General features: G+C 47.4%; 17 protein-coding genes. 15 read left to right on the top strand and 2 right to left on the bottom strand.

What is annotated here, in order from left to right; genetic code table 11:
• The first annotated feature begins 564 nt into the window (after positions 1-564).
• Together ileS and NYE45_RS20500 are read left to right on the top strand one after the other, a co-directional pair.
• Positions 565-3,663 (top strand): isoleucine--tRNA ligase, encoded by a 3,099-nt coding sequence (gene ileS, locus NYE45_RS20505; protein ID WP_340013786.1) that lies wholly within the window; start codon positions 565-567, stop codon positions 3,661-3,663.
• Positions 3,664-3,827: 164 nt separating this feature from the next.
• A complete protein-coding gene (locus NYE45_RS20500; RefSeq protein WP_340013785.1) occupies positions 3,828-4,184 on the top strand; it encodes a DUF5665 domain-containing protein in 357 nt (118 codons plus the stop codon).
• 47 nt (positions 4,185-4,231) lie between these two features.
• On the opposite strand, the gene NYE45_RS20495 is transcribed toward NYE45_RS20500, so the two are convergent.
• Positions 4,232-4,972, bottom strand: a complete 741-nt coding sequence (locus tag NYE45_RS20495; protein ID WP_340013784.1) for a TraR/DksA C4-type zinc finger protein — start codon at positions 4,970-4,972, stop codon at positions 4,232-4,234.
• A gap of 219 nt (positions 4,973-5,191) precedes the next feature.
• Between NYE45_RS20495 and lspA the strand changes: the two genes are divergently transcribed.
• The 8 genes from lspA to NYE45_RS20455 all read left to right on the top strand — a co-directional run bounded on the left by lspA (position 5,192) and on the right by NYE45_RS20455 (position 11,739).
• Positions 5,192-5,686 carry a signal peptidase II gene (gene lspA / locus NYE45_RS20490; RefSeq protein ID WP_062835441.1) on the top strand — a complete coding sequence of 165 codons (495 nt, stop codon included), beginning with the start codon at positions 5,192-5,194 and terminating at the stop codon, positions 5,684-5,686.
• Entirely contained in the window at positions 5,679-6,641 is a 963-nt protein-coding gene (locus NYE45_RS20485) for an RluA family pseudouridine synthase (RefSeq protein ID WP_340013783.1), read from the top strand. The genes lspA and NYE45_RS20485 overlap by 8 nt, the downstream gene beginning before the upstream one ends.
• Positions 6,642-6,751: 110 nt before the next feature.
• Positions 6,752-8,005, top strand: a complete 1,254-nt coding sequence (locus NYE45_RS20480) for an LL-diaminopimelate aminotransferase (protein WP_340013782.1) — start codon at positions 6,752-6,754, stop codon at positions 8,003-8,005.
• Between the two features lie 204 nt (positions 8,006-8,209).
• Positions 8,210-9,100: a decaprenyl-phosphate phosphoribosyltransferase gene (locus NYE45_RS20475; protein WP_340017409.1), complete on the top strand. Its 891-nt coding sequence runs from the start codon at positions 8,210-8,212 to the stop codon at positions 9,098-9,100.
• Between the two features lie 18 nt (positions 9,101-9,118).
• The gene (locus NYE45_RS20470; protein ID WP_036614827.1) at positions 9,119-9,751 is read left to right on the top strand and encodes an HAD-IB family hydrolase; all 633 of its coding nucleotides are present in this window, start codon (positions 9,119-9,121) and stop codon (positions 9,749-9,751) included.
• The gene (locus NYE45_RS20465) at positions 9,739-10,068 is read left to right on the top strand and encodes an EamA family transporter (RefSeq protein WP_340013781.1); all 330 of its coding nucleotides are present in this window, start codon (positions 9,739-9,741) and stop codon (positions 10,066-10,068) included. The genes NYE45_RS20470 and NYE45_RS20465 overlap by 13 nt, the downstream gene beginning before the upstream one ends.
• Before the next feature lie 4 nt (positions 10,069-10,072).
• Positions 10,073-10,375, top strand: a complete 303-nt coding sequence (locus NYE45_RS20460; protein ID WP_036660128.1) for an EamA family transporter — start codon at positions 10,073-10,075, stop codon at positions 10,373-10,375.
• A gap of 59 nt (positions 10,376-10,434) precedes the next feature.
• Complete coding sequence (locus NYE45_RS20455) at positions 10,435-11,739, top strand: DUF6080 domain-containing protein (RefSeq protein WP_340013780.1); 1,305 nt, start codon at positions 10,435-10,437, stop codon at positions 11,737-11,739.
• 91 nt (positions 11,740-11,830) lie between these two features.
• On the opposite strand, the gene NYE45_RS20450 is transcribed toward NYE45_RS20455, so the two are convergent.
• A complete protein-coding gene (locus tag NYE45_RS20450) occupies positions 11,831-14,506 on the bottom strand; it encodes a YhgE/Pip domain-containing protein (protein WP_340013779.1) in 2,676 nt (891 codons plus the stop codon).
• Positions 14,507-15,215: 709 nt separating this feature from the next.
• Between NYE45_RS20450 and pyrR the strand changes: the two genes are divergently transcribed.
• The 5 genes from pyrR to carB all read left to right on the top strand — a co-directional run bounded on the left by pyrR (position 15,216) and on the right by carB (position 22,816).
• Entirely contained in the window at positions 15,216-15,779 is a 564-nt protein-coding gene (pyrR, locus tag NYE45_RS20445; protein ID WP_017687330.1) for a bifunctional pyr operon transcriptional regulator/uracil phosphoribosyltransferase PyrR, read from the top strand.
• Positions 15,779-16,690, top strand: a complete 912-nt coding sequence (locus NYE45_RS20440; protein ID WP_340013778.1) for an aspartate carbamoyltransferase catalytic subunit — start codon at positions 15,779-15,781, stop codon at positions 16,688-16,690. Before pyrR ends, NYE45_RS20440 begins: the two co-directional genes overlap by 1 nt.
• 126 nt (positions 16,691-16,816) lie before the next feature.
• Positions 16,817-18,121 carry a dihydroorotase gene (locus NYE45_RS20435; RefSeq protein WP_339166539.1) on the top strand — a complete coding sequence of 435 codons (1,305 nt, stop codon included), beginning with the start codon at positions 16,817-16,819 and terminating at the stop codon, positions 18,119-18,121.
• A 332-nt stretch (positions 18,122-18,453) separates the two neighbouring features.
• Entirely contained in the window at positions 18,454-19,596 is a 1,143-nt protein-coding gene (gene carA / locus NYE45_RS20430) for a glutamine-hydrolyzing carbamoyl-phosphate synthase small subunit (protein WP_062835434.1), read from the top strand.
• 1 nt (position 19,597) lies between these two features.
• The gene (carB, locus tag NYE45_RS20425) at positions 19,598-22,816 is read left to right on the top strand and encodes a carbamoyl-phosphate synthase large subunit (protein ID WP_340013776.1); all 3,219 of its coding nucleotides are present in this window, start codon (positions 19,598-19,600) and stop codon (positions 22,814-22,816) included.
• Positions 22,817-22,843: the final 27 nt, after the last annotated feature.

Raw genomic sequence — 22,843 nt, 5'->3', positions numbered from 1 at the left:
ACGCCCATGAGGCCCGAAGGGACCTCAGGGAGAGAGCCACCTGCCGGGAGAGCGAAGCACCCAGCAACATGGGTTTCGCCAAGGCGAACGTCCATGAGGCCCGCAGGGACCTCAAGGAGAGAGCCGCCCGCCGGGAGAGCGAAGCGCCCGGCAACATGGGTTCGCTAAGGCGAACGTCCATGAGGCCCGAAGGTGCCTCAAGGAGAGAGCCCACCCGCCGGGAGAGCGAAGCGCCCGGCAATCAGGGTTCGCCAAGGCGAACGCCCATGAGGCCCGCAGGGACCTCAAGGAGAGAGCCGCCCGCCGGGGAAGCGAAGCGCCCGGCAACACCCGCCTCGCGGTAAGGCCATGCGGCGTTCACGCAGGGAACAGCCGCAAAATGGCCGCCACTACGCACATAAACCCTCGCTCATAAGCGCCACTGTTCCACCAACGACAACCCATCCCGGGTGTCCAGAGGGCGGAGCGCCTATGGGGTCCCCCTTGGCAAGGGGGATTTAGGGGGATTGAAACGCTTTTTGTGGACGGTCCACAATCCAACCAAAGAAAGGAAAGTTGATCATCATGCAACGAGTTGACGTCAAAGAGAAAGCACGCGCCAGAGAATTACGCGTGTTGGATAAATGGAAAACGGAGAATACATTCAAACGATCCATCGAAAACCGGGAGGGCAAGCCAAACTTCGTATTTTATGAAGGGCCTCCTACAGCAAACGGTAAACCGCATATCGGTCACGTACTGGGACGCGTAATCAAGGATTTCGTTGGACGGTATAACACGATGAAGGGTTACCGTGTCGTTCGTAAAGCGGGCTGGGACACACATGGTCTGCCTGTAGAACTAGGTGTACAGAAGAAGCTCGGCATCTCCCATAAGTGGGAAATCGAAGATTACGGCGTGGAGAAATTCATTAACGAATGTAAAGCGAGCGTATTCGAGTATGAGCAACAATGGCGTGACCTGACGGAAGGTATCGGATATTGGACAGATATGGATAACCCATATATCACCCTTGATAACAACTACATCGAGAGTGTATGGAATATACTGGCGACGATCCACGAGAAAGGCCTGCTGTATCGTGGTCACCGTGTGAGCCCGTATTGTCCTTCTTGTCAGACGACACTGAGTTCCCATGAAGTTGCACAAGGGTACAAAGACGTCAAAGACTTGAGCGCTACAGCGAAATTCAAACTGAATGACAGCGGTGAATTCGTACTCGCCTGGACGACAACGCCTTGGACATTGCCTTCGCACGTTGCACTTGCCGTGAATCCGGAGATGGATTACTCCCGTGTTCGTCAAGACAACGAAGTGTACATCATGGCAACCAATCTGGTTGAGAAAGTGATGAAAGATGCCAAAGGTGAGTATGAAATCATTGGTGCACTGAAAGGTGCCGACCTCGTTGGCAAAACGTATGATCCTCCGTTCAATTACGTACAGGCTGAGAAAGCCAACATCATCCTGGGCGCAGGCTTTGTAACGGATGCAAGTGGTACGGGTATCGTACACATGGCTCCTGCCCATGGTGAAGATGACTACCGTGTATGCCGTGAAAATGGTATCAGCTTTGTGAACATGGTGGACCTGGAAGGTAAATTTGTGGCTGAGGTTACTGATTTTGCCGGACGTTTCGTGAAGGATTGTGATATTGATATCGTGAGATATCTGTCCGAGAATGGACGTTTGTTCAGCAAAGAAAAATATGAGCACAGCTATCCGTTCTGCTGGCGTTGTGATACACCGCTTCTGTACTATGCAATGGACAGCTGGTTTATCCAAACGACAGCCATCAAGGACCAACTGATTGCCAACAATAGTGAAGTGGATTGGTATCCGGGTCATGTTCGTGAAGGTCGCTTCGGGAAGTTCCTAGAAGATCTGGTGGATTGGAATATCAGCCGTGATCGTTACTGGGGAACTCCACTGAACATCTGGGTGTGCGAGGAGACTGGCGAACAATTTGCTCCACACAGCATTGCTGAATTGCGTGCTCGTGCGGTAGGCGACGTGCCTGAGAATCTTGAACTGCATAAACCATATGTGGATGACGTTAAAGTCATGAGTTCTTGTGGCAAATATGAAATGAAACGTACACCGGAAGTGATCGATGTCTGGTTCGACAGTGGCTCCATGCCGTTTGCCCAGCAGCACTATCCGTTTGAAAATAAAGAAGTATTTGAACAGCAATATCCTGCAGATATGATCTGTGAGGGGATTGACCAGACACGTGGCTGGTTCTACAGCTTGCTGGCAGTTTCTACCCTTTTGACAGGCAAAGCGCCTTACAAAGCGGTTATGGCTACAGGACACGTTCTTGACGAGAACGGACAGAAGATGTCCAAATCCAAAGGTAACGTTATCGATCCGTGGGAAGTAATTGAAGAATACGGTACTGATGCATTCCGCTGGGCTTTGTTGTCTGACAGTGCACCGTGGAACAGCAAACGTTTCTCCAAAGGCATCGTCGGCGAAGCGAAATCCAAAATGGTGGATACACTGGTCAACACCCATGCATTCCTGACGCTTTATGCGACCATTGATGGATTTGATCCACAGGAGCATCCGTTCCAACTGTCTGCCCACAAGCTGGATCGCTGGATTCTGTCGAGACTGAACAGCCTGATCCTGGTTGTAGAAAAAGCGTTGCTGGTTAATGACTATCTGAACTCTTCCAAAGCGATTGAAGCGTTTGTCGATGAGCTGAGTAACTGGTATATCCGTCGTTCCCGTGACCGGTTCTGGGGAAGTGGCCTGACAGAGGATAAACTGGATGCTTACCGTACATTGACTGAGGTACTGGTGACTACTGCGAAGTTGGTTGCTCCGTTCACACCGATGCTGGCAGAAGATATCTATCTGAACCTTGCAACAGGTGAGAGTGTGCACATGGAAGACTATCCGGTAGCGAATGAAGCGCTGATTGATGCAGGACTGGAACAGGATATGGAGACGGCTCGCCGCGTGGTTGAACTTGCCCGTAACGTTCGTAACGAAACAGGCATCAAGACACGTCAGCCACTGTCCGAATTGATTGTTTCCCTGGATAAAGGGTTTGACCTGGCAAGTTATGAAGAGATCATCAAGGAAGAGATCAATGTAAAAGGAATCCGTACGGAGCATAACGATGCAGAATTCGTTGACTTTACATTGAAGCTGAACCTGAAGGTCGCAGGTAAAAAATACGGTAAAAACGTAGGATTCTTGCAAAACTTCTTCAAGGGAATGTCCGCAGATGAGACGCGTAAAGTGGTTTCGGAGGGTGTGCTGAACATTGTTTCTCCGGAAGGCGAAGAGCTGCAAGTGACGAGCGAAGAATTATTGGTTGATAAACAGGCCAAATCAGGTTTTGCTTCAGCATCAGGTTATGGTCTGACGGTTGCGCTCAATACCGAAATCACGCCAGCATTGGAACAGGAAGGTTGGGTTCGTGAAGTGGTTCGTGCTGTGCAGGATACCCGGAAACGACTGGACTTGCCGATTGAGAAAAGAGTACGTTTGACGCTGGATGTAGATGCATCCCTTCAGGAAGCTATTCAGGCGTTTGATGATGTGTTGCGTGAAAATGTTCTCGTAACCGAAGTTACATTCGGCTCGAATGAGTCCATGGAACGCGTTGAAGCCGGGGGCAAATCGATCGGTATTTACATCGAAGCGTAATTCGAAGTTTGTAACTATCAATATTTACAGAATATAGCGTATAAACAAACGAGCCGCAGAGGCAGGGACATATTCCCTGGTTCTGGGCTCGTTTGTTTTTCAGGTAAAAGGGCAATGATTTTATAGTGCAGTCAATCTATATTGATTAAAGGAACTGACCAAACATGAGCGAACAAGACAAGCAATCCGCATCCACTTCACCATCAACATCAGATGATCTGAAATCACATGACAAAATCGAAGAGTTACATACCCTGACTAACCGTCTGGCTAATGAGCTGGAACGTTCCCGGATTGCGCAATACACGGAATTGCTGAACAGGCCATGGAAACTGATTGGATTGAACCTGTTGTCTGGAGCCGCAAGAGGTGTAGGGATCGCAATTGGGTTTACCTTTTTCGCAGCAACGATCATTTATGTTTTACAGCTGCTTGGGGCGCTCAATCTTCCTATTGTTGGAGACTACATCGCTGATATCGTACGCATTGTGCAGCGTCAGCTGGATATGAACACCTACTAAGCGATTAAGCGATCAAGCGAATAAAAGCAAATGATATCCAAGTGCAATCAATAATACGTGTCATCCGTCTCCATATCCGGTTCTAACAGACCATCGCCTTCACGGTTCTCCAGGTACTGGCGATATTGCCGATTACGCACGATGGAGACGTCATGACCGTAGATATCCGTTGCCACAAAACTTTCATACGCTTCAACGCAGCCTTCCACTTCATCTGTGGCTTCAATGGCCATAACGTCATAGCTGTCGATATCACGTCCTTCAGCCATCGCTGGTGAATTCGATGTGCCCCAGCTCTCAACGATCTGCCAGGTGTCCTCACCATCGAAGCCATTTTGGTCATCCCGTTCATCCAGACTCGTTCGGCCAAATGCAGGGGCGAGGAATTCTTCCTCTACAGGGCGGTTTTCAGAGACGACGGTTTCCGGCTGATGTTTTTTGCAATATTTCGTGTAGGGAACAGCTTCCATGCGTTCATAAGGGATGGGTTGCTGGCAGACTGCACATGTACCATAATGCCCTTCTTCGATGGAGTGCAGTGCAGAATCGATACGTTCCAATTGGAATTCATCGTGTTCCAGCAGGGAAATATCCTTCTCGCGTTCATACACCTCGGTGGCGATGTCACCAGGATGGTTATCAATCGGTGATAATTCACCTGTCTGTAGTTTGAGGGAGTCTCCAAGGCCATAATGTTCGTTCTCCGACAGTCTATGTTCAATATCGCGCTTATCGCTTATCAGTTGGGAACGCAAAAATTGCAGTTGTTCAGCAGTAAAATGTGACATGGTTTACCCCTTTCTGCTTTCGTCTGGAATCCGGATTTTAACTCTATTGTAGGATGTGCTATTAAGGGCAAGATTACAGAAGGGAAATGTTATCGTTTTTGCCATGAGGATTGCGATGTAGCGCTCGTGGACGATTTCCAAACAGCTGTGCTACAATAAACAAGTCTGGCGTAAGCCTGGTATCGTTTGGAAAAGACAAGAACGGAGTGACAAACAAACGTGGTGTATTATATCCTCGCTTTTATCGTATTTCTATTGGATCAGGGAACCAAGTTTCTGATTGCAACCCGGATGGAACTGAGAGAAGAAATTCCGGTCATCGGCAATTTCTTTGTCATCACATCACATCGTAACTCAGGTGCAGCTTTTGGCATTCTGCAAGACCAACGTTGGTTCTTTATTGTGGTTACGGTGATTGTGGTCGTTGCCTTGATTTGGTATTTGCAAAAAGTAAAAGATACCCCGCACAAATTGCTGCCTGTGGCGCTTAGCTTGGTGCTAGGTGGAGCAATTGGCAACTTCCTTGACCGGGCACTGACCGGAGAAGTTGTAGATTTTGTACAGCTTAATTTCGGAAGTTACACGTTCCCCATTTTCAACATCGCCGACTCGGCAATCTGTATCGGTGTAGCGTTGATCATTGTGGAGACGTTGCTTGAAGGACGGCGCGAAAAAGCAGCCGCTAAGATTGAAGGGAATGAACATCATGAGTAACCCGAATGAGGAACAGATGAACGATGAAGAACTAATGAATGGCAATGAGCGTATGGAATGGACCGTTGCCGCTGAACATAAGAAAGAACGAATCGATAAATATATTACGGAAGCTGTGGATAACGTATCACGCTCCCAAGTTCAATTGTGGATTGGAGACGGATTAGTTACGGTAAATGGCGCTGTCGTTAAAGCCAATGCCAAGTTATCCGAAGGTGATCTGATTGAACTACAGATTCCTGAACCGGCCGCCGTCGAGATCATTGCCGAAGATATTCCGTTGGAAGTGGTATATGAAGATAGCGATTTGATCGTAATCAATAAACAGCGTGGTCTTGTCGTGCATCCTGCACCAGGACATACGTCTGGCACACTCGTCAATGCACTCATGTACCACTGTAAAGACCTATCGGGTATCAATGGAGAGTTGCGCCCGGGTATTGTGCATCGCATCGATAAGGATACGTCCGGCCTAATTATGGCTGCCAAGAACGATCGTGCGCATGCATCACTGGCTGCTCAGTTGAAGGACCATACGGTGAACAGACGTTATATCGCGCTCGTTCATGGTCATCTTAACCACGATCAAGGGACCGTTGATGCACCGATTGGACGCGATACCAATGACCGCAAAATGTATACAGTCACGGAACGCAACAGTAAACATGCCGTTACGCATTTTACCGTTACAGAGCGCATCAATGACTATACCTTGCTGGAATTGAAACTGGAGACAGGACGTACCCACCAGATCCGGGTTCACATGAAATTTATCGGTCACCCGCTTGTAGGAGATCCAACTTATGGACGGAATAAAGGCATCAAAATGCAAGGACAGGCCCTTCATGCGGCCATTCTTGGATTTGTGCATCCAACAACGGGAGAATACCTTGAATTTTCAGCTCCGATTCCGCAAGATATGGAAGACGTGCTTGCTTCGCTACGCAGTCGTTAACAGCTCCAAGAAAGTACAAATGTTCGGATACTTTGTCCATGGCTTTGATCACGCAAATGCTTCATATTAAAGTGTAGAAATTTGCGTCAAATGAGGAGATGAACAACGTTATGAGTATCGATAAATATCAAGAAACTTACATTCAGACTAATTTTGCCGACCGTATCGGTGGCTCCAACTATGGTAAAGACACGAACATTTATAAATTCGAGAAAATCAAACGTGCCAAAGCTTCGGCCAAAAAAGATTTTCCCGATGTGGAACTGATTGACCTTGGTGTAGGTGAACCAGACGAGATGGCGGATGCAGGTATTGTAGCTGCACTTGCAGAAGAAGCTTCCAGACCTGAGAACCGTGGTTATGCCGATAACGGTATTCCTGAATTCAAGGCTGCTGCTGCTTCCTACCTGAAAAACGTATTCAATGTAGAAGGCATCGATGCAGATACTGAAATCGTACACTCCATTGGATCCAAACCGGCTTTGGCGATGATGCCTTCATGCTTCATCAATCCAGGTGATGTGACCATCATGACCGTTCCAGGTTATCCGGTTATGGGTACACATACCAAGTATCTGGGTGGAGAAGTGTTCAACATTCAATTGACGAAAGAGAACAACTTCCTGCCTGATCTGACAGCTATTCCGGAAGACATCGCAAAACGTGCGAAATTGCTCTACCTGAACTATCCGAACAACCCAACAGGCGCAAGTGCGACAGTGGAGTTCTTTACTGAAGTCGTGGAGTGGGCGAAGAAATACAACGTAGTCGTTGTCCATGATGCTCCTTATGCGGCATTGACGTATGATGGCAAAAAACCGTTCAGCTTCCTGTCGGTACCTGGTGCGAAAGATGTCGGCGTAGAGCTGCACTCTCTATCCAAGTCCTACAACATGACAGGTTGGAGAATCGGGTTCGTAGCGGGTAACCCGCTTGTAGTCAAAGCATTCAGCGACGTGAAGGACAACAACGACTCTGGTCAGTTCATCGCGATTCAGAAAGCTGCTGCTTATGGATTGAATCACCCTGAGATCACGGAAAAAATTGCAGAGAAATATTCTCGTCGTCACGACATGCTCGTTGCCGCATTGAACGAACTGGGCTTCCAGGCTGAAAAACCTAAAGGTTCCTTCTTCCTGTATGTTGAAGCACCAAAAGGTGTGGTTGGCGGACGTCGCTTCGAATCCGGCGAAGATTTCTCCCAATTCCTGATCCGTGAGAAATTGATCTCGTCCGTACCTTGGGATGATGCGGGTAACTTTGTTCGTTTCTCCGTTACCTTTGAAGCTAAGGGTGAAGAGGAAGAGAAACGTGTTATCGCTGAGATCAAACGTCGTCTGAGCGATATGCAATTCGAATTTTAATTGAATTACCCAATAATTAAATCATGTACTAACCAAGAGAGACCGGAAACGGTCTCTTTTTTTATGTTCATATTAGATTTTTTTATTTACTCCCTTTACAAAATTATACAAGCAACATATGATTAGATCTTTACGTTATTTGTTATATACAGAAGTTGTTGTTGAAGGGAGTTATTACAATTGTTATCATCACGAACCAGTACGGTGTCTTCACCGGCTACAGGAACAGGCAGTACAGTGTCAGGATTAGTCAGATTGTTAAGACCCAAACAGTGGACCAAAAATCTCTTGTTATTTGCTGCTTTACTATTCTCCTTTGAGGAGATTCGGACCGAAACCATTCTTGCGACATTGCTTGGTTTTATTCTATTTAGCCTCGTTGCAGGCTGTGTTTATATTTTGAATGACTATGTAGACCGGGACAGAGATCGGCAGCATCCGGTGAAAAAGTTTCGTCCCATTGCTTCAGGGCAGGTGAATCCGACTCATGCTTTGTTGTTCGGTATCATTCTGTTGACCCTTTCCGTAGGAACGGCTTTTGTGATGAACCCGCTATTTGGCGTATTGTGTGTCGTCTACTTCCTGTTGAATGTCTCGTATTCCTTTGTACTGAAACATCTCGTTATCCTGGATATGATGACGATTGCAGCCGGTTTCGTACTTCGCGCGATTGCAGGCGGTGTGCTGATCCATGTGCCATTCACACCGTGGTTTTTGATATGTACGATGTTGTTGTCGTTGTTTCTGGCCATTGGCAAACGCAGAAATGAACTTACGTTGCTTGAGGGAAACACGGGATCACACCGCAAGGTTTTGGATAACTACTCCATTACGTTGCTGGATCAGTTCAATACGATTGTGACGACAGCTACGATTATCAGTTATTCCCTGTTCACATTCACTTCAGATCGAACCATTCATCTCATGTGGACGATTCCATTGGTCATTTACGGCATGTTCCGTTACCTGTATCTGATCCACATGAAGAACCAGGGAGGTTCGCCCGATCGTGTGCTGTTTGAGGACAAGCCTATATTAATTACGGTTATGTTGTATGTGATAAGTGTTGTTACAATCTTTGCAATCTTTGAATAAAGGCTGAGGGGGATCAGGGTGAAAAGCACGAAAGTCGCCATTTTTGATATTGATAAAACGATCATACGCAGTGATTCCATGTTTCAATTTGTGCATTACGGTGTTCGCCGTTACCCGTGGCAGGTATGGAGATTACCTGTCATTGCATTACATACCGTGTTATTCAAGGCAGGTTTCATGACGGTTGAACAAGTCAAACGATCCTACTTTCAAGAAATTGAGCGTATGTCTGAAAAAGATCTCGAACATTTCTTTGATACTCGCTTGCGTACGTCCATTTTTGCCGAGGCCAGTGTAGAGATGCAACATCGCAAAGAAGCAGGTTATCATGTCTTGCTGGTAACTGCATCTCCGCATGCCTATATGAAATACTTTAATAATTTTCCCTGGGTGGACCATGTAATTGGAACTGAACTGGTTCGTCATGAGAATGGCTACACATGCAGAGTTGATGGCAGCAATTGCAAAGGGGAAGAGAAGGTACGCCGAATTCAGGCTTATCTGAGTGAGAAGAATATGGTCATTGATTATGACCAGTCATGTTCATACTCGGACTCCTTATCCGACCTTCCAGTCATGCAGCTTGTAAGTCAACGATACTTTATTAACAAGCGTGTTCCGGACATGGAGGCATTAACGTGGGGGAAATAAAATCGCGTCATACTGGTAAATGGTTGATGCTCGTTTCCGCTTTTCTGACAGCAACGGGTCAATTGTTCTGGAAATGGGGACTAGCCGAGTGGATCTACCTGGGTGTTGGTTTTCTGTGTTATGGACTTGGAGCGATTTTGATGATTAAAGCTTTTGCTCTGGAAAAACTCTCTGTTGCTTATCCTCTGATGTGTGCCAGCTATGTATTTGCCTTAATCTATGGATATTTTTTGCTTGGGGAAGAAATTACGATGCAGAAGCTGGCAGCAGTTGTGTTGCTTGGAATCGGGGTGACATTAACCAGTGTTGATCGATAGCTGGATGGTTGCCGTATTAATTGTCATGACGTTGTGTGGTGCACTGGGCGGGGCCGGACTGAAAGCTTATGCTTCCAGTCGCAATCGTCTGCATGTACTCATGGGACTTGGATTCTACGGAACGGGTGCGTTGCTGAATATTGTATTATTGAAGTTTCTTCCATTAACCGTAGTGTTGCCTGCGAACGCATTAACATATGTCTGGACTCTCATCATAGCACGGCTGGTATTTAAAGAGACCGTGGGCCCTCTACGCTGGATAGGTGTGGCATGTATTATGGGTGGCCTACTGTTACTGGTGTTCTAATTTGAACTAATGATTATTTACACGAGCACTATAAAATTTATTGGATGTGAAATGAAAGCATGAACTTTTTAGATTACTTATTTTATAATCGCAGAGCCAACTGGACAGCTTTTTACCTGTTTGCGGGATTTGCTCTGTTCTATGGTTTAATGAACGGCTCTTATGTTCTGTACATTGAAAATAATGCAGAGATGCTTGGGGCGTATACCCCATTTAATACAACGCTGTTTCCAATTAATTTATTCAACTTTGATCCTTCAATGTATTATGGGGACAACAGTTCTTCCGTTATCCATCCGCTGATTTCGTTTCTGGCAGTCACCCTTGCGGCTGTAGCGAAACTTCTGGGAGGCAACTGGTTCTTTCTAATCCTGCAATCGCTGGTGAATGCGGGTTCAGTGGTGCTGGCGTATCTATTCCTAAGTCAAAAAGAAGACAAGCCGGCCATCACACCGCTGTTGTTCGCTTTGTTGTTTGGTTTCAGTTCCTACCTGATGTATACCGCGTTGATCCCGGATTCGTATCCGTATGTACAGTTCTTTATTCTGTTCTCAGTGGTTTACATGCAGTATACTCGTGAGCGTCAAGACGTACGATATGTACCCAATGCATTGATTGCGTCCATTAACTTTGGACTAACCTCGACCAATATCGTACCATTTGCTGCTGCCACATTCTTCAATATGCATGCATGGCGCAATAAGGCGAATTTGAAAAAATACATCGGCATCATGGCACTGGCGGTTCTGATCATCGTCATATTAACTGGTATTCAGTATGTTGCCTTTGGAGGTCGCAGTTGGGTTAGTAACTGGCTGTTGGGCATTCAAAATGGTGGAACCAGCTATGCAACCCCATTCCAGTTCGCTGTTCACTGGAAAGCATTGAATATGCTGACCATCAATCCCATGTTGACACCGAAGATGCATTTACTGGACCCGGGCATGGCAGCCTTTGTCACGGATCTATCCCGTTCCAATCCAATCTATGTGCAGATTACAGGTATCTTTATTTTACTGTTGGCACTCATGGGCTTCGTTAAGGGCATTCGTGAACGTGAAGTGTGGACCCTTGTGCCATATATTCTGTTTGCCTTTTTGCTTCATGTAGTCGTGGGCTTTGGATTAGCTGTGTTTCAATACGATATGTACCTGTATGCGGGACATTATCTGTTTGCGTTCTTCCTGTTGGGTGGGGGTTTCGTTATCGGTCTTCGTCCGGGATTGGGGAAAAAAGTAGTTATAGGCTTGATTATGTTATGTGTTATCGTGGCGGCAAGTAACAACATCTATCGCCATGTAGAAACATTAACAACAATCAAGCAATCCTATGATCAATTGGAACAGGAACGCTCAGTGAAATAATCAAAATGTATCGATTCATATAAGAAAACAAGATAAGGCCATTGGATGTAAAGTCCAATGGCCTTATCTTGTTTAATATTCAGCACACGAGTTAAGCAATAATCTTGGTCTTCTTGGCATTCTCGGCTGAACGTTTGGTGAGACTGCTTAGTGGTCGTTTCAAAGCAAGGGCAACGATGAGACTCAGCGCGATGAACATACATAACCACAAAATATCTTTGATGGCAGTAGACCACAAGATGCCGCCGACCGACTCACGCAGCAGGCTAATCGCATATGTGAAGGGCATGAACGGATTCAATGCCTGGAAAAAGGGTGATGTCATGCTGATCGGGAACGTACCGCCCGAGCTGGAAAACTGGAACACCATGAAGATGATGGCGATCCCTTTGCCGATATTTCCAAATACGGATAGCAGGGTGTACGTTATGGTGACAAATACAGCACTTACAAGCATGGCAAACAGGACAAACCACAGTTTATCTGCGACATAGGTACCCAGGATTAAGATATCTCCCAGAGTGACGCATACGGCCTGGAGCAATCCAATGGTTAGAAAAGTAGCAAGACGTCCGAGATACAACTCGTATCCCCGGAACTTGCCATCCGGATTCTCGGCTTCAGCACGAAGCAGAGAGATCAGCAGCGTTGAACCGACCCATAAGGACAACACGCCATAAAATGGCGACATGGCCGATCCATAATTCGGAATCGGGTAAAGTTGCTTTTCCTTGATTTGCACCGGACTCGAAAGGAAAGCACTCTCTTCCTCAATGTCGCCGCGCAGCAGCTTGGCAAGTTCGGCAAACTGGTTATTACCTTCGACTTCCCTGAGCTTGTCCGCAGCCTTGCTGATGGCACTTTCCAATGCTGGCAGATCATCACGTACAAGCGCGGCAACGCGGTGTACTCCTTTTTCGACCTCCGGCAGCTGGTTCTGTACAAAATCGGATGCCTTGCCTATTTGTTTCTCGGCATTAGGCAGATCATGACGAACAAAATCAGCGGCTTCGTTCAGTTTGCTTCCCAGCTTGGGCAGATCAGTCCGAATTAATGAAGAGACGGTGTTTAAAGCTTGGATAAAACCTTCACTTTTGTTCGCGAGTGTCTCTGATATCTCATGGATCTTGGATTGTATTTCAGGCAGTTCGCTCTGGATTTTCCTCAACTCGGTCTGCCCAAACGTAATCCCTTCTTTGGCTGATGCAAGAATGCCCGCAATATCTGGAATACGATCCTTTGCTCCTTGCAGAGTTTCTGCTGAAGTGGAGAGGATAGACCTGAGCTTATCTGCACCAGCTGCAAGTGCAGGTGATATTTCACTTTCATAGGTGTTTAAGATATTGCCTATCCCGCTGCCAATGTCTTTGGAGAGCGTATTTAACTTCGCGATGACGTCTGCGGGCAGCGTTGTATTGCGACGCATGGCATCACTGATGATGCCAGCCAAGCGGATTTGCAACTGAAGTTTGTCTGAAACGGTGTTCAGTTGTGTAATTTTATCGGCAAGTGGTTGGCTTGGAAGCAAGTTATTGATGTTGCCCAGTAGTTCTGCCATACTGTCGACGAGTTTTACCGCAATCCCTAAACGCGAAGCAATCCGTTCGATATCTTCTGCTGTAGGAAGGTTATTGAGATCCGAATTTTGCAATTGTGCAAATACGTCTCCTGCAGTGTTAGTAATCTGTTGCACCAGCATTAGATTTTGTCGGATCGCAGGGCCAATCGCCTGAAACGCTTCTTCACTGGAATCCACAAATTGATTCAAGCCTTCGGCCAGCTCAATCCCGTTGCCAGCGATTTGTGATACTTTGTCCAGATCTTGCTCTGCGGCCGTTACGATAGTCAGAGCTTTGTCGGTTTTATCCAGCGCCGTTTGGATGACACCTGATACCTGACCAAAGTTTTCATCCACTTCTTGAATGCGTGCTACGGCTTTTTGTATATCCGGTATTCGCCGCTGAATAGCCAGTACTTCAGAAGCCGCATCATTAATTTGTGGCCAATACTCCTGCACCTTGAGCACATACTGTGCAGCTTCATTGATTTCAGGCAGTTTTTTTTCGATTTCAACGATCTTTTGAGCATCTTTTACAATATCAGGCATCGCTTTTTCTACTTCCAGAACCTTTTGACCAGCGGCTTGTATAGCCGGAAGGTTTCTCTCCAGCGTGAAAATGCCATTCTCCATCTTGCGTAATGTTGGAAGCTGCGCATTAATTTCAACCCCGGCTTCTTTCAGCTTGGTTAGAACTGCCTCACTAACGGCTTCAGTGAAATTCTCATTGATTTGCGTTGTTATCGCAGATACACCGGAGCCTGTGATTTTTGGAGCAATGGCATTCACCTTCTCATTGACGGTATAGATTACTTCTGGTCGCTCCAGCTTCCCATCAACGATACCTGTAATTTTGGATGAAAAGTCCCCCGGAATGAGCAGGCTTGCATAATACTCTCCAGTTTGCACACCCCGATTAGCCTCAGCCTGGTCCACAAAAGTCCAGCCCAGCTTTTCGTTCTGCTTCAGACTCGATACCAATTCATCTCCGATATTAACGTTGGTTCCTTCAACAGTCGCACCCTTGTCCTCAGTTGTCACCGCAATTTTGATCCCCTGGGTGTTACTGTACGGGTCCCATACGGACTTCACGTTGACCCAGTCATACACCCCGGGCAGTAAAATAATAGCCACAATTAGAAATATACCTGTGGGAACCTTCAGAATGTGCAACCAGTCTGTTTTGTAAACGTGCCAAATGTGACGCATGACTTCCTCCTAAATGTACATAAATGTAGGGATTAACTTATTTCTATGACTCATATTTGTGAATCGTATGTATATCGGCTTTATTTAAGCATCTATGAATGGGTTCGTGTTTATAAACTGTACCCATTTCACTTGGAGCTAATGCAGAGCCTTCATATATTCCCTAAGATGAAACGCACCGTTGGTTCTAAAAAGAAGGGATATATCTCAACATTGAATATAGTCAGAGGGTTATTTTGGCTATATCGGATTTCTCATTTGCCTATGGATAAATATACAGAAACGTTGTATAATTATGAATAACCAATGAGATGTAATGTGCATGGATGTTTTTCGGCCTAACTGCTGATTCTAAGAAGAACGTAGCAGAGGATTTTCACCTGCGATGGTGAGGTGTTGACAGGGGGTTGTCTTTCTGTCATAATTCATGAAGACAAACGGACATATTGACTACAGAACCCTGTGAGGTCCTGCAATATGAACGACATGAATAGCACCTTTAAATCAGTCCCGTGAGACTGGCAAGGTAACGTGAATGATACATCGTTTTTTGCTGCGGCAAATAAAGCGGTGCATCCCCGAGAGTAAACTTTCTTCAGAGCGGTCTGAAGTTCGGAGACTCCTTGCCAATAAACACGGCAAGGAGTCTTTTTTGTTCTCCTCGTCACGGGGCCATGATCTGGAGGGAAATCCTGAGGAGGCTGAACGCATGAGCACAGAGACACATGTCATTATGGATGAGACGGCGATCCGCCGCGCATTAACACGGATTGCCCATGAGATATTGGAGAAAAACAAAGGAATCGACGATTGTGTGTTGGTCGGTATCCGTACACGCGGGGTCTACCTGGCAGAACGGATCGCGGCCAAGATTGAAGAAATCGAAGGCGCCAAAGTACCCTGGGGAGAACTGGATGTGACTCCTTACCGCGATGACCGCTTGGATGAAAATAAAGCGAATCGCAAGGAAATGTTGATTATGACACCTGAATCACTTTCGATCCATAACAAAAAAGTGATTTTGTTCGATGATGTGCTCTATACCGGACGTACGATTCGCGCAGCGATGGATGCCCTAATGGACTGTGGAAGACCGCAGAACATTCAGCTGGCTGTACTCGCAGACCGCGGACACCGGGAACTTCCGATTCGACCTGATTTTATCGGCAAGAATGTGCCGACTTCCAAATCAGAGGAGATCGAGGTTGCACTTATGGAAACGGACGGACAGGACGAAGTCAAAATCACTCAGAACCGGGGGGAGCAAGCATAATGATTACACAACCAGCATTGAGAGACCGGAGCTTGCTTGGACTGAAGGAACTTAGCCGAGGAGAGATCGAGTCGATTCTGAACAGGGCAGCTCACTGGGAAGCACAGAAAGAAAAACTGGTTCCTGTACTGGAATCACGCTTCGTTGCGAACATGTTCTTCGAGAACAGCACACGTACCCGTTTCTCCTTCGAAATGGCAGAGAAACGACTGGGTGCACAAGTGCTGAACTTTACGGCAGCCGCATCCAGTGTGGAAAAAGGAGAGTCCATCTACGATACGGTACGCACACTTGAGTCGATGGGCATTGATGCAGGGGTGATCCGGTTGAAACCGGCAGGCGTTCTGCAACAATTGGCTCAGAAAGTGAGTGTTCCGCTCGTGAACGCCGGAGACGGCAACAATGAGCATCCTACACAGGCACTGCTGGACCTCTACACGATGAGGAAAGCATTTGGCGAACTGAAGGGCTTGCGTGTCTCCATCATTGGCGACATTCTGCATAGCCGCGTAGCGCGCTCCAACCTGTGGGCACTGCAAAAGTTTGGCGCGGATGTACGCTTCTGTGCACCGCCAACGATGCAGGCACCGGAACTCGCAGAGCATGCTCCTTATGTCGGTCTTGAAGAAGCGCTGGATGCAGATGTAGTCATGATGCTCCGTGTTCAACTGGAACGTCATCAACATGGCTTAATTACTTCAGCTGAGGATTATCGCGAACACTACGGATTGACGGAAGAACGGGCATCACGCCTAAAACCAAGCACCATTATCATGCACCCTGCTCCTGTGAATCGCAACGTCGAGGTAGATGACGCGGTTGTGGAGAGTGAAGCATCGCGGATCTTCCCGCAGATGGCAAACGGCGTTCCAATCCGCATGGCGGTTATGGAACGTGCGATGAAACTGTAACAGGGTCTGGCTGTGGGTCATAGGCTGACGGTACGGTAGTTCTTATAGAGCAATAAGAGAGTACACGATAAAGAAAATCATCCGGCTTGCTTGGTAAGCCGGACAGAACCGAAGCGGAGGGCAATTATGCTACAGATTATAAAGAATGCGAACGTCTTGAACCAAAAAGGGGAACTTGAACGGAAAACCATCATTATAGATGAAGGTAAAATTAAAAAAATCGCTGGTCTGGAAGACCAAGCCGTACTGGATGCCGAAAAGTCAGCGCATAGTGTGACAGACGCATCAGGCAAACTGGTCATTCCGGGATTGATCGATATGCACGTGCATCTGCGTGAACCTGGATTCGAACACAAAGAGACGATCGAGACAGGTGCCCGTTCAGCAGCACAAGGCGGTTTTACAACGATCGCTTGCATGCCGAACACGAGACCAGTTACAGACACAGCGGAAGTTGTGAAACTGGTATTGGATAAAGCCAAAGAAGCTGATCTGGTTAAAGTGCTGCCTTATGCAGCCATTACGAAAAACGAACTGGGTCGTGAACTTACCGACTTTGCCGCATTAAAAGAAGCAGGGGCTATCGGATTCACGGATGACGGTGTAGGCGTACAAAACGCTCAAATGATGAAAGATGCCATGAGCCTCGCGGCTAGCATGGATATGCCCGTGATCGCACACTGTGAAGATGACTCACTGGTTGTCGGTGGATATGTGACGGAAGGCGAGTTTTCGAAGCGTCACGGTATCAAAGGGATTCCAAATGAATCCGAGGCCATCCACGTTGGCCGTGATATCCTGCTTGCAGAAGCAACGGGAGTTCATTACCACGTCTGCCACGTAAGTACAGAGCAGTCGGTTCGTCTGATCCGTCTGGCGAAGTCCATCGGCATTAAAGTAACTGCTGAGGTATGTCCGCACCATCTGGTGTTGTCGGATGAAGATATCCCGGGCATGGACGCCAACTGGAAAATGAACCCGCCGTTACGTTCACCACGTGATGTGCAGGCATGTATCGAAGGTTTGCTGGACGGTACGCTGGACATGATCGTAACCGATCACGCACCACACAGTGAAGAAGAGAAAGCTAAAGGCATGGAGTTGGCACCATTCGGAATCGTTGGATTCGAAACAGCCTTCCCACTGCTGTACACGAAGTTTGTAGAAACAGGACTTTGGAGCTTGGACTTCCTGGTTAAACGCATGACAGCTGATCCGGCACGTGTATTCCGACTGGATACAGGCAAGCTTGAAGAGGGAGCACCAGCGGATATCACGATGATTGACCTGAACGAGGAAAAAGCAGTTGATCCTGCAACGTTCGCAACCAAAGGAAGAAACACACCATTCACAGGCTGGAAGCTGAAAGGCTGGGCCGTACAAACTTGGGTGGATGGCAAAAGCGTGTGGAATAACACGGTACAACAGTAAAACGGTAACTCAGCAAATTAGTAAATCAGTAACATCTTTACAACTAACTCGAGGCAGATTATGCCGAGAGTCCAATATACGAAACAAGCAAAGTTGAATGTCATGATTTTGAACGTGGACACCAACGTTACTGCGGAGTGGGCAGAAAGAACCCGAAGAAGCAAAGCGTTCGCCTTTATCACCGGATTACATCATTTGAAAAATGATAAAAAGTAATCCGGGGATAACAGCGATCAAAGGGTTTTCTGCCCACGGAGCCGCACCAAACGTAACGTCTCCCATGTTCAACCCCAATGCATTCAACGTTGATAAACACAGAGGAGTGAAATGGGATGCAGGCACAGGCAAGATTATTGTTGGAAGACGGCACACTGTTCACCGGGAAAGCATTTGGTGCTGAAGGTGAAACTACAGGTGAGGTCGTTTTTAATACGGGAATTACAGGCTATCAAGAGGTGCTTTCGGATCCTTCCTATTGCGGTCAAATCGTAACCATGACGTATCCGCTGATCGGAAACTACGGCATTACGCGTGATGACTTTGAGTCGATTCGTCCATACGTGCACGGTTTCGTCGTGCGTCGTCATGAGCCAACGCCAAGCAACTGGCGTGCGGAATATAGCGTAGACAATCTGCTCAAGGAATACGGCATCGTAGGAATCAGCGAAATTGATACACGCATGTTGACTCGCCGGATTCGTCACCACGGCACAATGAAGGGAATTCTCACAACAGGATCGAAGCCTGTGGAAGAACTGCTGGAGATGATGGGAGATACCACGATCGCCGAGCTGCGCAACCAGGTGCCAATGACTTCTACGGAACATGTCTACAACAGCCCGGGAACGGCTGAACGTATTGTGCTCGTGGATTATGGTGCGAAAACAGGAATCTTGCGTGAACTCAGCAAACGCAACTGTGACGTTGTCGTTGTTCCGCACGATGTAACAGCAGACGAGATTCGTCGCCTGAACCCGGACGGCATTCAACTGTCCAACGGCCCTGGGGACCCGAAAGACGTACCTCACGCAGTTAAAATGATCAGTGAACTGCTTGGCGAATACCCGATCTTCGGCATCTGCCTGGGTCACCAATTGTTCGCACTTGCGGCAGGAGCAGACACCGAAAAACTCAAGTTTGGACATCGCGGAGGAAACCACCCGGTGAAAGAACTCGAGAGCGGACGTTGCTTCATCACATCCCAGAACCATGGATTTACCGTAAACGAAGAGTCTGTGAAGAGTACAGACCTGGAAGTTACACATATCAACAATAACGATAAGACCATTGAAGGTCTGAAGCATAAATCATTCCCGGCATTCTCGGTTCAATATCACCCTGAAGCAGCCCCGGGTCCTTACGACAACAGCTATCTGTTTGACCGCTTCATCGAGATGATTCGCGAGCACAAAATCACTAACCCGCAAAAGCCGCGTCAAGCCGTATTGGCAGCCGCAGTGAAAGGAGCACAATAACATGCCGATTAACAAAGATCTCAAAAAAATCCTGGTGATTGGTTCCGGTCCAATCGTCATCGGTCAAGCGGCCGAGTTCGACTATGCCGGTACACAAGCTTGCCAGGCTCTGAAAGAAGAAGGCGTGGAAGTTGTACTTATCAACAGCAACCCGGCGACCATTATGACGGATACAAACATGGCTGACAAAGTATACATCGAGCCCATCACACTGGATTTCGTGACCCAAATCATTCGTCAGGAGCGTCCAGATGGCTTGCTGCCAACACTGGGTGGTCAGACAGGTCTGAACATGGCGGTAGAACTGGCACGTGCAGGCGTGCTGGAACGTGAAAATGTGAAATTGCTCGGAACACAGCTGACATCCATCGAGAAAGCGGAAGATCGCGATTTGTTCCGTGACCTCATGCGTGAATTGGAACAGCCTGTACCAGAGAGTGTCATCGTAACGACACTTGAAGAATCACTTGAATTTGCAAATGAGATTGGTTATCCAATCATCGTGCGTCCAGCCTATACGCTGGGCGGAACAGGCGGCGGAATCTGTGCGAACGAAGAAGAGCTGCGCGAGACTGTGGTAGCGGGAATTCGTTACAGCCCGATTGGGCAATGTCTGGTCGAGAAGAGCATTGCAGGCATGAAAGAAGTCGAGTATGAAGTGATGCGGGACAAAAACGATAACTGTATCGTTGTCTGCAACATGGAAAACTTTGACCCGGTAGGTGTTCATACAGGCGACAGTATCGTCGTAGCACCAAGCCAAACTTTGTCGGACCGTGAATATCAAATGCTGCGTTCAGCTTCCCTGAAAATCATCCGTGCCCTGAATATCGAGGGTGGATGTAACGTACAGTTTGCACTGGACCCACACAGCTTCCAATACTATGTTATCGAAGTAAATCCACGTGTAAGCCGTTCGTCGGCTCTGGCCTCCAAAGCAACGGGTTACCCGATTGCCAAAATGGCTGCCAAAATTGCCATGGGTTACACGTTGGATGAAATCGTGAACCCGGTAACAGGCCAAACCTATGCTTGCTTCGAGCCAACACTGGATTACATCGTGAGCAAAATTCCTCGCTGGCCGTTCGACAAGTTCATCTCGGCGAACCGTAAACTGGGAACTCAGATGAAAGCAACAGGCGAAGTCATGGCGATTGGCCGGACATTCGAGGAGTCGATTCACAAAGCAGTACGTTCCCTGGAAATCGGCGTACACCGCCTTTACCTGAAGGATGCAGAAACGCTGGATGAAGCTACTTTGAACGAACGTCTGATCAAAGCGGACGATGAGCGTATCTTCCTGATTGCCGAAGCATTCCGCAGAGGTTACACGTTGCAACAGCTGCAGGATCTGACTAAGATCGACTGGTGGTTCCTGGACAAAATCGAAGGTATGATCGCATTCGAAGATCGCATTCGCGAAGAATCCGAATTGTCTTCCGACATTCTGTATCAAGCGAAACGCCTTGGATTCACGGACCGCGCCATTGCCGAACTGCGTGCGCAAGGTCAACCTGGAGGCACATTAACAACTGAAGCGGAAGTTAGAACGCGTCGGGAAGCCGAGAACCTGCGCCCAGTGTACAAAATGGTAGATACATGTGCAGCTGAGTTCGAAGCAACAACGCCATATTATTACTCAACTTACGAGACAGAGAATGAAGTTATCCCTTCAGACAAGAAAAAAGTTGTGGTACTGGGTTCAGGACCAATCCGGATCGGTCAAGGGATCGAGTTCGACTACTCTACTGTACACGCAGTATGGGCATTGCAAAAAGCAGGCTATGAAGCAGTAATTATCAATAATAACCCGGAGACGGTGTCTACGGACTTTAATACATCAGATCGCCTGTACTTTGAACCGCTCTTCTTCGAAGATGTCATGAACGTGATTGAACAGGAGAAACCAGTAGGGGTTATTGTACAGTTCGGTGGTCAAACGGCCATCAACCTGGCAGCACCACTGCGTAATGCAGGTGTAACCATTCTCGGAACGGATCTGGAAAGCATCGATGAGGCGGAGGACCGCAAGAAGTTCGAGCGTCTGCTCTCCCGTCTGGAGATTGCACAGCCAAAAGGTAAAACGGTCATTTCCGTTGATGATGCGGTAGAAACAGCTCAAAGCCTGGGCTACCCGGTACTGGTTCGTCCTTCTTATGTACTTGGCGGTCGTGCGATGGAGATTGTATACTCCGATGCAGAATTGCTGACATACATGGAACAGGCGGTTAAAATCAATCCGGAGCATCCGGTCCTGATCGACCGTTATATGATGGGTAAAGAAGTTGAGGTTGACGCCATCTGTGATGGTGAAACGGTATTGATTCCAGGAATCATGGAACATATTGAGCGTGCAGGGGTTCACTCTGGTGATTCCATCGCGGTATATCCTCCTCAACACCTGTCCCAGGATATGAAAGAGAAAATTGTAGAGATTACAATTAAAATTGCAAAAGAACTGAAAACGGTCGGTCTGGTTAACATTCAGTTTGTTATCCATGATGGTCAAGTGTACATTATCGAAGTGAACCCGCGTTCATCTCGTACCGTACCATTCCTGAGCAAAGTAACCAACATTCCAATGGCGAACTTGGCAACACAAGCCATTCTGGGTGTGAAGCTAAAAGATCTTGGTTATGTCGACGGGCTGTGGCCTGAATCGGATCATGTATCGGTCAAAGTTCCGGTCTTCTCCTTCGCGAAGCTGCGTCGTGTAGAACCTACCCTCGGACCAGAGATGAAATCCACAGGTGAGGTTATGGGTCGTGACCCGAATTACGCTAAAGCGTTGTTCAAAGGTCTCATCGGCGCAGGAATGAAAATTCCGGCAACCGGAGCGATTGTCGTAACTGTAGCAGACAAAGACAAGGACGAAGCGGTTCCTTTGCTCGAAGGTTTCTACAGACTGGGTTACAAAATCATGGCTACCGGCGGAACAGCAGCTGCGCTTGAAGCGGCGAACATTCCGGTAACGACTGTGAACAAATTAAGTGAAGGTTCGCCGAACATTCTCGATATGATTCGCAGCGGCGAAGCGAACTTTGTCTTCAACACACTCACCAAAGGCAAAACACCGCAGCGTGATGGATTCCGAATTCGTCGTGAAGCGGTAGAAAACGGCATTGTATGTATGACTTCATTGGATACGATTCGTGCGCTGCTGATCATGCTGCAAACGATCAACTTCTCTTCGGAAGCAATGCCTGTCTTTGTAAAATAAATAACTCTCTGATGAAGGACATCAGTC

Source organism: Paenibacillus sp. FSL K6-1318, assembly GCF_037976905.1.
Taxonomy (GTDB): Bacteria; Bacillota; Bacilli; order Paenibacillales; family Paenibacillaceae; genus Paenibacillus; species Paenibacillus amylolyticus_A.
The sequence above is the reverse complement of the archived record's forward strand: the minus strand, read 5'-3'. Positions and strand labels throughout refer to the sequence as shown.